Raw genomic sequence first — 14,891 nt, 5'->3', positions numbered from 1 at the left:
TTACATTTTAGTGCTTTTACTTACTTTTTAAATCTACCATTAGACATAAAGATAGAGGTAGCTTCCAATTTCAAGCTACCTTTGCTTCATCATACTTGAACGTCAATTGTATGTCCGGCTGTCGGATGTGGAGCATCTAACATTTCAACTAATTGTTCTGTATTTTGCTGTTGCATCTCCATTGCCTGTTTCGTTACAGCTAGAGATACATTTTGCATTAAAGTTGCTTGATTCATGGCCATTGATAAAGCTGCGATATCCATTTAGTCCACCTCCTATTTAATTTATCGGTCAGTTGTTCCATTCATCAAGCGATTCTCCCTATTATTTAATAAAAAAACATCTACTGTCCTAAATAAAAGACTCAATAGATGTTTTTTTATTACATTTTATTTTCGATCGTACGCCAAGCTTCTTCAAAGCCAAGTCCTTTTTCTGAAGAAAAGACAATAAGAGGATCATTTTTTTCCATGTCTAGCGTTTCTTTCACGATTTTTTTATGCTTATCCCATTTACCTTTTGGAATTTTATCTGCTTTTGTTGCAATAACAATACAAGGAATATTGTAATGCTTTAAAAAATCATACATCATGCGATCATCAGCTGTAGGGGGGTGACGTAAATCAACAATTTGTACGACTGCCTTTAATTCATTGCGTCCAGTGATGTAACGCTCAATCATTTTTCCCCATGCTTCACGCTCAGTTTTTGAAACCTTTGCATAACCATAGCCCGGAACATCTACAAAAAATAATTGTTCTTCAATTTTGTAAAAATTAAGCGTTTGTGTTTTTCCGGGCTTAGAAGAAATACGTGCTAAAGCCTTACGACCGATCATTCGGTTAATAAAGGAGGACTTCCCCACATTTGAACGACCGGCTAGTGCAAATTCTGGCAGTCCATCTTCTGGATATTGGTCTGGTCTTACAGCACTTATGACCATTTCTACGTTATGGACTTTCATTTTCTTAAAAACCTCCGTCCAGTGCATGGGCTAATACTTCATCAGCCGATGACACTAGTTTAAATGTTAGTTGTTCGCGTACACTTTCAGGAATATCCTCAATATCTCGCTCATTATCTTTCGGGCAAATAATTGTCGTTAAACCCGCTCGATGCGCACTGAGTGTTTTTTCCTTTAAGCCACCTATTGGCAGTACACGTCCACGTAATGTAATTTCACCTGTCATACCGACTTCACGGCGTATTGGACGGTGTAAAATTGCAGAAACAATTGCGGTTGCCATAGTAATACCTGCGGAAGGTCCATCTTTAGGAACAGCTCCTTCAGGAACATGAATATGAATATCATGTGTTTCAAAATATTCTGCATCCACTTTTAGATCTTCCATCTTTGAACGGACATACGATAAAGCTGTTTGAGCAGATTCCTTCATGACATCGCCGAGCTTCCCAGTTAACTGCAATTTTCCTTTACCAGGTGTTAATGATACCTCAATTTGTAATGTATCACCACCCACAGTTGTATAAGCAAGCCCAGTAGCTACACCGATTTGATTTTCCTCTTCCGCTTGTCCATATCGGAAACGATGTTTACCGAGTAATTCCTCTAACGTTTTCGAGCTCACTGTTACTCGTTTTTTCTCACCAGAAACGATGATCTTAGTGATTTTACGACAGAGGGTTGCGACTTGACGCTCTAGTCCGCGAACACCTGCTTCACGAGTATAATAACGGATAATATCCACTACTGCTTCGTCTTTAATAATAACTTGTGTTTTTTTCAAGCCATGCTCTTTTAACTGTTTCGGTATTAAGTGATTTTTCGTAATTTGCTCTTTTTCAATTTCTGTATAACCAGCAATTGAGATTACTTCCATACGATCTAGTAAAGGCCCAGGAATTGTACTTAAATCATTCGCAGTTGCTATAAATAATACATTTGATAAATCATAAGGTTCTTCGATGTAATGATCACTAAATGTATTATTTTGAGCCGGATCTAAAACTTCAAGCATTGCCGCTGCAGGATCTCCCCTGAAGTCATTAGACATTTTATCAATTTCATCTAGAAGGAACACAGGATTAATAGTTCCTGCCTTTTTCATCCCTTGGATAATACGACCTGGCATTGCCCCAACATACGTACGACGATGACCACGAATTTCTGATTCGTCTCGTACCCCACCTAATGAAATACGGATAAATTTGCGATCCAAGCTTTCTGCAATAGATCGAGCTAATGATGTTTTACCTACACCTGGAGGGCCAGCCAAACATAATATTGGTCCACGTAACGATTTTTTCAACTGACGTACAGCTAAATATTCTAATATACGTTCTTTTACTTTTTCTAACCCGTCATGATCACGATTTAAAATATTCTCCGCATGTTCGATATTCATGCGATCTTCAGTCGCATTCGTCCATGGTAATGAAACAATCCAATCAATATAGTTTCGGATGACGCCACTCTCTGCACTAGCCGCTGGTAGCTTCTCGTAGCGATCCAACTCTTTAAGCACTACTTCTTTCGTTGATTCAGGCATTCCTGTTTCGTCAATACGTTTACGTAATTCAGCTACTTCGCCAGTTTTTCCTTCGCGATCTCCTAGCTCAGTTTGAATAGCTTTCATTTGTTCACGTAAATAATACTCCTTTTGTGTACGCTCCATGGATTGCTTAACTTTTGTATTAATTTTCTTTTCAAGATCAAGTACTTCTTGCTCGTCATGCAAACGAATAATTAAATGATCTAAACGCTTCTTTACATTGAGCATCTCTAATACTTCTTGTTTATCTGCAATCTTAAAGGGTAAATGCGATGCAATAATGTCTGCTAAACGACCTGGCTCTTCAATGTCTGCCACAGTACTGATGGTTTCAGGTGTAATTTTATTGGAGCCTTTCGCGTATCTCTCGAAATACGTTAACAACGTACGCATTAAAGCCTGCGTTTCTACATCCTTACCGTTTGATTCTTCCTTAACATCGATGTCAACAATCGTATATTTTTCTAGCGCCCGATAGTTAGACCATGTTGCTCGCGCCACACCTTCCACTAAAATACGCAGTGTTCCATTTGGTAATTTTAGCATCTGTTTGACATATGCCATCGTACCAACTGTATACAAATCTTCCTCTTCAGGCTGTTCATCATGCACTTCTTTTTGTGTTACCAATAATATCAATTGGTCCTCTAGCATCGCTTGTTCTAGCGCCGCTACAGAACGATTTCTACCCACATCAATATGTAACACCATCGACGGGTATACTAAAAGTCCACGTAAAGGCAATAATGGTACACTTGTTGTTTTTTGTATTGTCACCATGCGGGTATTCACCTCCGTCAAAATTTTCTTATTCACTCCCACGCTACTAGTATGTGTCTAAAAAGCTGATTCACACTAGTTAATCAATTGAGCCAAAAATTTCATCTAATTACAGTTGGCTTTATGTATGAATGAATAAAAAGCTGACTGTCGATATGTGCGAATATTGCACAATCGAAGTCAGCTAAATTACTCTTTATCTCATAACAATAGACATAGTGTCTGTTCGTTATGCTGAAGTTTTTGTGTCGCTACCTTCATCGAGTTCAGTGCCATCTTCAAGAAGCAATTTCGGTTTTTCTTTATCCGTAATTGTTTTTGCCGTAATGATACATTTTTTCACATCTTCGCGTGAAGGTAGTTCGTACATTACATCAAGCATTGTTGACTCAATAATTGAACGAAGACCACGTGCACCCGTTTTCCGTTCTATTGCTTCTTTTGCAATTTCAGAAAGAGCACCTTCATCAAACTCAAGCTCAACACCATCTAGTTCAAGCATTTTTTGATATTGCTTAGCTAGTGCATTTTTAGGCTCCGTTAAAATTTGTACAAGCGCAGCCTCGTTTAATTGTTCTAGACTTGCAAGTACTGGTAATCGACCGATAAATTCTGGAATTAGACCAAATTTTAATAAATCCTCTGGAATTAGCTTTGCCATAATTGAGCCTTCATCCATATCAATTTTGTTTGGATCTGAACCGAAACCAATTACTTTTTCACCTTGACGACGTTTAATAATGGATTCTATTCCATCAAATGCTCCACCCACAATAAATAAGATGTTTGTAGTATCAATTTGTAAAAACTCTTGGTGTGGATGCTTACGACCACCTTGTGGTGGAACACTTGCAACTGTACCTTCTAAAATTTTCAGAAGAGCTTGTTGTACACCTTCACCAGAAACATCACGTGTAATGGATGGATTTTCAGATTTACGTGCAACTTTATCGATTTCATCAATATAGATGATTCCTTTTTCAGCACGCTCGATATCGTAATCTGCGGATTGAATTAATTTTAATAAAATATTTTCAACGTCCTCACCAACATAACCAGCTTCTGTTAGAGAAGTAGCATCTGCAATAGCAAAAGGAACGTTTAATATACGCGCCAATGTTTGGGCCAATAAAGTTTTACCGCTACCAGTTGGGCCGATTAACACAATGTTCGATTTTGCTAATTCTACATCATCAATTTTACTATTTGTATTAATGCGTTTGTAGTGATTGTAAACCGCAACTGCTAAAGCTTTTTTAGCACGTTCTTGCCCTATTACATACTCATCTAAAATCGTTAAGATCTCTTTCGGTTTTGGAATATCTTGGAATTCAATCTCTTCTTCAACACCCAGTTCCTCTACAACGATTTCTGAACAAAGTTCGATACATTCATCACAAATATAAACACCAGGACCTGCAACTAGTTTACGTACCTGTTCTTGTGGTTTTCCACAGAATGAGCATTTTAAATTGCCTTTTTCATCATTAAATTTGAACAATATGTTTCACCCCTATTCAAGCAACAATCTTACAAGATTATTGAATCTTTATCAAATAAATTGTCTGCATCTATTTACACCATGGCGTTTATGTTTCAAGATTTCAAAAAGTTTTCGACATTTATTGCACAAAAAACATTATCATTTATTGCAAATAATGCCCATTCATTAACTTGATGAATTCCAGCTCTTAACCTTAGTGTGTAGTTGGATTCTGTGTGTATAACTGACTGATTCTTCAGAAACCTCTAGCACCAAAGACCTTTCTTTCCGTCAAGATCTCTGACTCTCGACTGATATTTGGCTTGTGGCTTCACTGAAATACCGTTAATACAAGTTAAAAATACTCAAGTAACTTATATTTCTATTAATTACGCCTCGGCATAATTGTAGCTGTCGCTTTGCTTTCGCGCAGAAAACATTTGCTGCTGTCGCTACAGAAAATAATGGCTGAAAGAAGTTAAAATCTATTATATTCGCCAGAGGCTTAACTTCATTCAGAAGAGGATGTATTTCGTTCTCATTTGGAAGAATTGAGACATCAATTTGATCTCTACTGAATAAAGTCAAATTTTAGCATCGTGTGAAAAGTCAAACAATACTATGTATTAGAGAAGTGTAAAGGCCTTTGCCTTATCCCCTTTTCAAAAAAGTATTTCCTTTTGGAGGATGCTTTTTGCGGTGAAAGTAGTCGTAATATTAATAATATAATTAACTGAACTAAAAGGGGAATCTAGCTTATTCTAAATAAAAAATATGTGATAAAACAAGGCACGGTTTAATGCCGTACCTTGTTTTCATTTTTTTATCCAGTTACAAAAAAATCCTATTCAGTAATTTTAGCGTTTTCCACTAAAAATTCAACTGTTTTTTGAATTTTAATGTCGTTTTCAAGAACTGCTGTGCCGCCTAAAGCTCCAGTAATTTGCTCATTAGTCATGTTAAATTGAGCAGCCATTTTTTCTAATTCAGCTGCGATATCAGCTTCAGATGCTTCAATTTTTTCAGCTTCAGCAATTGCTTCAAGTGTTAAAGATACACGTACACGGCTTTGTGCTTCTTCTTTCATTTGTCCACGTAAATCTTCTTCTGATTGACCTGAGAATTGGTAGTAAAGGTCTAAGTTCATGCCTTGCATTTGTAAACGTTGACCAAATTCTTGTAACATACGATCAGTTTCAGAGTTGATCATACCAGCAGGCACTTCAAATTCTGCATTTTCAGCAGCTTTTTCAACTAATTGATCACGAAGTGTTGCATCAGATTCAGCTTGTTTTTGTTCAGCAGTTTGCTCTTTGATTTTAGCGCGTAAAGCATCGACACCTTCAACTTCTGGGTCTAATTCTTTAGCGAATTCGTCGTTTAGTTCTGGAAGAACTTTCGTTTTAACTTCTTTTACAGTTACTTTGAAAGTAGCTTCTTTACCAGCTAATTCTGCTGCATGGTATTCTTCTGGGAAAGTAACAACTACGTCTTTAGATTCACCAGTTTTTACACCTACAAGTTGTTCTTCAAAGCCAGGGATGAATGAGCCTGACCCGATTTCTAGTGGGTAGTCTTCACCTTTACCACCTTCAAATGCTTCTTCGCCTACGAAACCTTCAAAGTCGATAGTAGCTGTATCGCCTTCTACGATAGCTTCGTCTTCTTTAATTTCAAGCTCTGCTTTACGAGCTAATTGGTCTTGAATTTGTGTTTCTACTTCTTCATCAGTAACTTCTACTGGAAGTTTCGCAACTTCTAAACCTTTGTATTCACCAAGTTTCGGCTCTGGTTTCACTGTTACTTGAGCAGTAAATGTGAAATCTTTACCGTGTACGAAGTTTTCTGTACCAGAAATTTCTGGGTAATCAACTGGCATAATTCCAGCTTCATCGATCGCTTTTGAATAAGAATCAGGAACGATGATTTCTAAAGCATCTTGGTATAAAGATTCGATACCAAAACGTTGTTCAAACATTTTACGAGGCATTTTTCCTTTACGGAAACCTGGAACGTTAATTTGTTTCACAACTTTTTTGAACGCTTGGTCCATTGCTGCGTCTACTTCTGCAGCTGATACTTCGATTGTAAGAGTACCGATATTACCTTCTTGTTTTTCCCATTTTGCTGACATGTATAAATACCTCCAAATAAATAATCAAGTTTAAATGTTAGACAATTCATTCGTAACTACGATTTTGACAACCATTTTAGTATAACATAGATGCGTATAGTTTCAACTTATTTCATACCTCATGTAGTTCAGTTAGTTTTTCTAACATTTGTAAAAAGTCAATGATTTCATAATCCATTTCCTGTACTTTTCCGAGCATCGATTGTACAAAGTCAATATAACTATAAGCAATATCATCGGCTTCGAATGGTTGCCATTCAAACGGATACGTTACAATGGAATGCTTCGCCATTAAATATTGTACCATTTCCAACGTCGCTGGGTCTTGCTCTAATTTATTTTCAATTATTTTTTTTACTTCCCTATACTGAGGCAACTGATTTGGTAGGACTAAATTATTAGGATTAACAGTTATTGTTTCATCAAATTTTGAGACAGTAATGTCAATCGACACTTCTTGTTCCACTAATAGAATTAATGCTAAGCTCTGAACAAATGGATGGATTGTTGGACATTCAATAATAGCTTTCAATGCTATTTTTAATTGTCGTACATTCGTATCCATTAAGCGATGCAGTCGAATAGATTGTTCGTTTGGCGTTAATGCACTAAATTTCGAAAGTTCATATTCTTGCTCTTCTAACAATCGTTTAGCATCCTCTTTTTTTTGGAGATTCTTAGCAACCTCTTGATTCAAGCTTCTTATGCGTTCAAATTTCTCAAGCTGATCTTCTGGAAGTACGTTTTCTTCAATTAATGTCGTAATTAACGATTCTACTTGATGGTATTCCTTTAACTGCATACATACTGTAACATACAGTTCCATTACTTCTACATACAATGTCGTCCCCATAGCAAACAATTGCTCACAAACATTTTTAACTTTATCGTATTCTTTTAATTCATATAAAGCATACGCGTAGGTACTTAATGCACTTTCGTCTCCATCTTCATATGAAAATGCACTTTCAAAGCTTGCCACAGCCTCTTCATATTGATAATTTTCCGCATACATATGTCCTTCACGTATTAATGTTTGAACAGCACCAGGAAAAACAACAATATTGTCATGTTTGATAACATGCCGTTTTCGCTTTGTCATTTTTCTCACCTCTTTAGCTCTATTTTACTTATTAGTTTCTTATTGAATAATCATCATAACATGGAGTTGATTTCCGTATTCACTGAACACTTTACCAGTAAGCTACTCTTATTTGACCTCGAAGGTTTGCCACACATCTAGGAAGCTCCCCACCTTCACTCCAATCAATCCCATTAGTTGAAATACGCTTTAAAAAATGTTACTTTCAACTTTTTAAGTAAATAACAACACATATATACAATCTATCCACTGCTCGTTTCTAACAAAAATATCCACTTTAGTATTTCATATTTTGTAATAAATTGTATTATAATTAATAATATCTTTTTTATTACTATTTACAGACACCAGCTTTGTAATTTAAAGTTCTTCACAAGGAGTGGAATACATGCAATTAATAGATACAGTCAGTGAATTTGGTAGTAGCATCTCTTCTATGTATGAGGCACTATCAATTAAAGTTGTATCGTTATCTACAGCGGACGGTCCCCATCTGAAGGATTATCCGATTGAATTTGAACTACTCACAAGAACTAAGATTGATGTATATACACAAGAAGCGATTACACATATTATAAGTATCAAAGGTCACATTCCTGGCTCCATTTCACTTGGACACCAACATGAGTCACTTTTTATTATTCCCCAAAATGTACACATTGAATGCAACTATAAACTGCTAAGTATCGACAAAAAAGATATGCAACGAATCTTAATGCACGCTCAACCGAACTTTCATTATAGTGAATGGCTAATCGATGCCATTATAAATGCAAATATTCTTGTAGAATTAAAAACTAATCAAAATACCTTTATCGAATGGCCGCTCGGTATAAAGTCAGCCGTTATATCATAACTAGGATGAGACATACTTTAATAGGTATGTCTTTTGTTTTGAGCTCGTTTATTAAGTCTACTCCTTTTTGTTGCTTGTCTATCATATCAACTTTCTGTTGATTCTGGAATTCCCATTGTGAATATACTCCTATATCACTAGAAAACTTCACAACTCACAAATTATCATTGAAACGCTATAATAAAAATGCATAGCTCTAAAAGCATTTACTATGTCTGCGAATTGTTATAAAGGTAATTACAAAGACTACTGATTATCAAGGAATATATTAAAAAAAATGCTCTTATAGAGAATTAACTTAACTTCGGGGGAATTACATATGGATATCAAAAATACTTTACAATCATTTTCCACTATGACACATTCAGCTCAACAAGAATTAATGTTACAAAAAGGCGATTGGTTGTTACAAGAAATGTTAACGCACATCGGTTCACCAGATGCCGAATTACGCGACAAATTAATTTATCGTACTTTTATTAATATACTTAGCGATAATTTATTGAGCACCGAACAGTTACAATATTTATTTGATACTGTTACAAGCGACGATTTTTTATATTTAAAGCTAGGTGAAGAATTGACAGATAGTGTCTTTACACGTTCGTTTTCTGCTTTACTTGCAGCAGGTATTCTTGCAAAAGATGCTGAACTACTGGTATTAAATGATGATCGTCTACAAGCTTTCTTTCAAAAGATTGGCCGCTATTTATTATTGGAAAAAGATACACGAGGTCATGTTCATGATAAGGGCTGGGCGCATAGCATTGCACATGGTGCAGATTTAGCAGCCATGACGATTAAACACCCTAAATTTAACTTACAGTATGCACCTCTCATCTTGCATGCATTAAAACTTGTTACATGGAAAGATACTGTCTTCGTCAACGATGAGGAGGAACGCTTAATGAATATAATTGAAGCGTTACTAGCTCGTAACTATTCCGAGGAAGCATTAATAGAATTTGTCGATCAAGTATTTGATAAATTTGAAATGCATTTAGTGACTCAGGGCTATAACGAAGCCTTTTTTAGTGGACGTACATGCACATTAAATTTAATGAAAACATTGTACTTCGCCTTAAAGATGAATAACCTAGCCTTAAAACTTCAAAATACTATCTATGGACAAGTAGCAAAATGGCTAAAGTTAGGAGCTTAAAATTATACTCATTACCTGGCGTATTTGTGTCAAATAAAGATAAATCACTTTCTTTCTGCTTTGAACATTTATTTTCGTCTTTGTAACCAAAAATAGCAAACCAAGGATATCCTTAGTTTGCTATTTTTACTTTTTGGATAAAATATTTATATTACATTATATGGAAGTCCGTAATTATATTAACATAATTAATATTATCCCCCTTCCCATTCATCCCTTACATTTAAAATTTATCCTGATATATCCATAATCCATCTTTTCGCGGACTCATCTTTCAAAAAAACGCAACAAAAAAGCACTCAAAACCTCAACATAACGGCAATTTTATTACAAAATGAAGTCTAAAATGTGAAATGATATTTTCACAAAAAAAACTATTTACATGGTTAAACACAAGAAACTCAGTGTTTTCAACGTTTCAACAGTGTTTATTTAATTAAATGCAAAAATACTAATATTGAAATAACGATTTTTGTTCAAAAAATGTTCATAATCATCCTCGGTTTACTATTAAAAATATAAAAAAACAATTTTTTTCTTTGAAACGAGCGTATAATCCTATTTGCAAACAAAGACATTTTGTGTCGGTTGATTATGATACTTTGTCTAAAAAATCGATTACAAAGATTAATGATTTTGCGAACGCTTGCACTAGACCAATCAAATACTAGATTCAATGTTTCATTATGAACCATGCCATTGTAAGTTTTTCTTATTATTTGATTGGTACAACAACTAAAAGAGGTGACCGTATTACCCACTATTTATAAATTCGATCTATATAAAACAAATGAAATTTATGAATAGCCGTTTTATAGAAAGGAGTCAAACATGAAGAAAAAGTTAAGCTTAATGTTTATTGCATTCGGTGCGCTTGCAGTTCTTTCTGGCTGCGAACCCCTAACAATCTTTGATCCAAAAGGGCCAAATGCCAAAACATTATCAGACACAATTATTTTATCCATTATTACAATGGCCTTTATATTACTAGTCGTGTACGTGCTTTTAGCATTTATGTTAACAAAATACCGTGCTTCAAAAACACCTGCCGATTATGAGCCTCCTCACGAAGAGGGTAGTCATCTACTTGAAATTACATGGACAGTTATCCCTATTATCATAGTGGCATTCTTAGCAATTGTTACTGTAAGAACAACAAGTACGGTAGAGTCAACACCAGAAGGTTATGACAATAAAGAGCCACTTGTTATTTACGCATCATCTTCTAACTGGAAATGGCATTTTAGTTACCCAGAGCAAGGTATTGAAACTGTAAACTATGTAAATATTCCAACTGACCGTCCAATTGAGTTCAAACTTTACTCTTTCGGACCAATCACAAGTTTCTGGATTCCTCAATTAGCTGGTCAAAAATACGCGATGAGTGACATGTTAACAACTATTCACCTTGCTGCAGATGAGGTTGGTTCATTCATGGGCCGAAACTCTAACTTCAGTGGTCGTGGTTTTGCTGAAATGGAATTTGAAGCGCAATCTATGACACAAGAAGACTTCGACAAATGGGCTACTGATGTAAAAACAAAAGAAAAACCATTAACAGAAGAAAAATTTGATGAACTATTAAAAGCAGAACATGTTGGTCGTTCAAGCTATTCATCTACACACTTAGAATTTAGACCTGCTCCAATGGAACACAGTGAACACATGAAAATGGGAGACATGGATCATAGTGATATGAACATGTCTGAGAAAGAAATGGATCACTCTAAAATGGATCATGGAAATCATTCTGAAGCTACACATTCACATTAATTTTTTTACCCGAAAGGAGCGCATCCAATGAGTATGGAAGAAGTATTCCATCCTATGCAAGAACCGATGATTTTAGCGGCAGCTATTAGTATCGTAGTTGGAGCAGTGGTTATCGTAGCTGGCCTTACGTATTTCAAAAAGTGGGGCTATTTCTACAAAAACTGGCTATCAACTGTTGACCATAAAAAAATCGGTATTATGTATATCGCTACAGCACTTTTGATGCTATTCCGCGGCGGTATCGATGCATTGTTAATGCGTGCACAAACGGCAGTTCCTGATAATGGACTTCTTGATGCACAACACTATAATGAGATTTTCACAACACACGGTTTATTAATGATTTTATTCATGGCTATGCCATTCGTAATTGGTTTAATGAACGTTGTTATCCCACTGCAAATTGGTGCACGTGACGTTGCCTTCCCACGTCTAAATGCAGTCAGCTTCTGGCTATTTGCAGCTGGTTGCGGTTTACTAAACCTATCATTTATTATTGGTGGTTCACCTGATGCTGGTTGGACAGCATACTTCCCACTATCTGGGACAGAATTTAGTCCAACTGTTGGGAACAACTACTATTCTTTAGCTTTACAATTATCAGGGATTGGTACGTTAATGACTGGTGTTAACTTCATCGCAACAATCATTAAAATGCGTGCACCTGGTATGACATTAATGAAAATGCCAATGTTCACTTGGTCAATTTTAATAACAAACATTATTATCGTATTTGCATTCCCAGTATTAACTGTAGCACTTGCTTTAATGATGCTTGACCGTCAATTCGGTACACAATTCTTTGCCATGCAAAATGGCGGTATGGATATGCTTTGGGCCAACCTATTCTGGGTTTGGGGACATCCTGAAGTTTATATCGTTATCCTACCTGCTTTCGGTATCTTCTCTGAAATCATTGCGACATTTGCACGTAAAAACTTATATGGCTATAAATCAATGGTTATGAGTATGGTTGTAATTTCGTTACTATCATTCTTAGTATGGGCCCACCATTTCTATACAATGGGTCACGGTGTAATGGTAAACAGCGTATTCTCTATTACTACAATGGCAATCGCTGTTCCGACAGGGGTTAAAATATTTAACTGGTTGCTCACAATGAGACACGGTAAAATTCAATTTACAACTCCTATGCTTTATGCTCTTGGCTTTATTCCTATCTTCACAATTGGTGGGGTTACAGGGGTAATGCTAGCAATGGCAAGTGCTGACTATCAATATCATAATACGATGTTCTTAGTTGCCCACTTCCACTATGTATTAATTCCAGGTACAGTATTCGGTGTACTTGCAGGTTACCACTACTGGTGGCCAAAAATGTTCGGTTTCCGTTTAAATGAAAAACTAGGTAAAGCTGGTTTCTGGTTTATCGCAGTATGCTTTAACGTAACATTCTTCCCTCTATTCATTTTAGGTTTAGATGGTTACGCTCGTCGTATGTACACTTACTCTGAGTCAACTGGCTACGGCCCATTGAACATGCTATCGTTCATCGGTGGTATTGGTCTTGCTGTCGGCTTTGCGTTAATCGTATATAACATTTACTACAGCTGGAAACATATGCCACGTAATGAAAAAGCAGATGTTTGGGATGGTCGTACGTTAGAATGGGCTACTCATTCTCCAGTACCAGAATATAACTTTGCAGTAGTTCCAACTGTTACTCGTTTAGATGAATTCTGGTTCGCGAAAAAAGAAGGTCGCGATATTACAGCAGGTAAAATTGAAAAGATTCACATGCCTAACAACACTGGCACACCATTCTGGATGAGCGGATTCTTCTTCCTTGCAGCATTCTTCGCTGTATTTAATCTATGGATTCCAGCCATCATTAGTATGATTGGTGTATTCGGCTTTATGATTCACCGTTCATTTGAAAAAGATCATGGTCGATACATTTCAGTTGAAGAAGTTATGGCAACTGAGAAAAGCTTGAGAGGTGATAAATAATATGAAAATCGATTCTTCACTTCCATTAGAATATAGTACAGAAGAAAATCGCCTGAAAATTTTCGGTTTCTGGGTTTTCCTTGGCGCCGAAATCGTATTATTCGCCACACTATTTACAGTGTATTTCACACTTCAAACACGTACAGGTAGTGGCCCAAATGGCGCTGAGATTTTCGAATTAACACCAGTATTATGGGAAACTTTCTTATTATTAACTAGTAGTTTCACAATTGGTCTTGGTGTTCACGCAATGCGTATTGGCAATAAAAAAGCGATGATGGCATTTTTCATCATCACACTTCTATTAGGTCTTGGCTTCTTAGGCATTGAGATTGATGAATTTATCACATATGTTGATGAAGGTGCAACAATTCAAACAAGTGCATTCTTATCGGCATTAATGACTTTACTTGGTACGCACGGTGCCCACGTAACATTCGGTTTCTTCTGGGGCGTTGCAATTTTAATCCAAGTAGCTAGCCGTGGTTTAAACCCACAAACGGCTAACAAAGCGTTTATCTTCTCACTGTACTGGCACTTCTTAGACGTTGTTTGGATTTTCATCTTCAGCTTCGTCTACTTGAAAGGACTGATTAGCTGATGAAGGAACTATTCCCAAAACAACATGTGATGGGCTTCGGCTTCTCACTATTACTAACTGTTGTAGCTTTATCTGTTATTAAATTCGATATGTCTCTTAACATGGCATTCGCCGTTTTACTAGTAACTGCTCTTGCGCAAGCAACTGTACAATTAGTATTATTCATGCACATCGGTGAATCTGAAGACAAGAAAACGTTATATACAACGATTTTATATTCAGTATTCGTAGGTGTTGTCACAATCATTGGTACATTATTCGCAATGATCTGGGGCTATAATTGATAAACAAAGCCGAGAAAATGATATCATTTTCTCGGCTTTTTCTTTTTGTAAATATATTTTTCCACCATTGAAAGTAGACCCAACTCAAAACCGAACAACCCTCCCCCTACTCTTCCTTATGCAAACATAGCAATCACTGACCATATTAATTATTCCTCTGCATAATTGCGTCTGGAATCGGCGTTGTACTTGGACCTGCATCGATAAAAATAAAAGCCTTCGTTACTAACCT

12 protein-coding genes are annotated in these 14,891 nt (G+C 36.2%); 6 read left to right on the top strand and 6 right to left on the bottom strand.

The genetic code is table 11. The features are described from left to right. Positions 1-89: 89 nt before the first annotated feature. From ACIQZA_RS23185 to ACIQZA_RS23160, 6 genes are all read right to left on the bottom strand, one after another. Positions 90-263, bottom strand: a complete 174-nt coding sequence (locus tag ACIQZA_RS23185) for a YjfB family protein (RefSeq protein ID WP_012295488.1) — start codon at positions 261-263, stop codon at positions 90-92. A gap of 119 nt (positions 264-382) precedes the next feature. Next, positions 383-964, bottom strand: a complete 582-nt coding sequence (gene yihA / locus ACIQZA_RS23180) for a ribosome biogenesis GTP-binding protein YihA/YsxC (protein WP_400932894.1) — start codon at positions 962-964, stop codon at positions 383-385. Between the two features lie 4 nt (positions 965-968). Beyond that, on the bottom strand, positions 969-3,293 hold the full coding sequence (gene lon / locus ACIQZA_RS23175) for an endopeptidase La (protein WP_400932892.1): 2,325 nt from the start codon (positions 3,291-3,293) through the stop codon (positions 969-971). A gap of 229 nt (positions 3,294-3,522) precedes the next feature. Then, a complete protein-coding gene (gene clpX, locus ACIQZA_RS23170; protein WP_142509037.1) occupies positions 3,523-4,794 on the bottom strand; it encodes an ATP-dependent protease ATP-binding subunit ClpX in 1,272 nt (423 codons plus the stop codon). A gap of 826 nt (positions 4,795-5,620) precedes the next feature. Beyond that, positions 5,621-6,910: a trigger factor gene (gene tig / locus ACIQZA_RS23165; protein ID WP_400932889.1), complete on the bottom strand. Its 1,290-nt coding sequence runs from the start codon at positions 6,908-6,910 to the stop codon at positions 5,621-5,623. A 112-nt stretch (positions 6,911-7,022) separates the two neighbouring features. Then, entirely contained in the window at positions 7,023-8,012 is a 990-nt protein-coding gene (locus ACIQZA_RS23160) for a CDC27 family protein (protein ID WP_402884190.1), read from the bottom strand. Between the two features lie 388 nt (positions 8,013-8,400). Between ACIQZA_RS23160 and ACIQZA_RS23155 the strand changes: the two genes are divergently transcribed. From ACIQZA_RS23155 to qoxD, 6 genes are all read left to right on the top strand, one after another. Further along, entirely contained in the window at positions 8,401-8,868 is a 468-nt protein-coding gene (locus ACIQZA_RS23155; RefSeq protein ID WP_400932885.1) for a hypothetical protein, read from the top strand. Positions 8,869-9,187: 319 nt separating this feature from the next. Continuing rightward, entirely contained in the window at positions 9,188-10,030 is an 843-nt protein-coding gene (locus ACIQZA_RS23150) for a DUF2785 domain-containing protein (protein WP_400932883.1), read from the top strand. A gap of 831 nt (positions 10,031-10,861) precedes the next feature. Beyond that, positions 10,862-11,803 carry a cytochrome aa3 quinol oxidase subunit II gene (gene qoxA, locus ACIQZA_RS23145; protein ID WP_142509042.1) on the top strand — a complete coding sequence of 314 codons (942 nt, stop codon included), beginning with the start codon at positions 10,862-10,864 and terminating at the stop codon, positions 11,801-11,803. A gap of 27 nt (positions 11,804-11,830) precedes the next feature. Continuing rightward, positions 11,831-13,774, top strand: coding sequence for a cytochrome aa3 quinol oxidase subunit I (gene qoxB / locus ACIQZA_RS23140; RefSeq protein WP_400932881.1), 1,944 nt, complete (start codon positions 11,831-11,833; stop codon positions 13,772-13,774). A 1-nt stretch (position 13,775) separates the two neighbouring features. Beyond that, a complete protein-coding gene (qoxC, locus tag ACIQZA_RS23135) occupies positions 13,776-14,375 on the top strand; it encodes a cytochrome aa3 quinol oxidase subunit III (RefSeq protein WP_142509044.1) in 600 nt (199 codons plus the stop codon). Further along, on the top strand, positions 14,375-14,659 hold the full coding sequence (gene qoxD, locus ACIQZA_RS23130) for a cytochrome aa3 quinol oxidase subunit IV (RefSeq protein WP_400932878.1): 285 nt from the start codon (positions 14,375-14,377) through the stop codon (positions 14,657-14,659). Before qoxC ends, qoxD begins: the two co-directional genes overlap by 1 nt. The last annotated feature ends 232 nt before the right edge of the window (positions 14,660-14,891 follow it).

The organism is Lysinibacillus sp. NPDC096382 (assembly GCF_044762845.1).
Taxonomy (GTDB): Bacteria; Bacillota; Bacilli; order Bacillales_A; family Planococcaceae; genus Lysinibacillus.
This window is presented reverse-complemented; position numbering and strand designations above follow the sequence as displayed.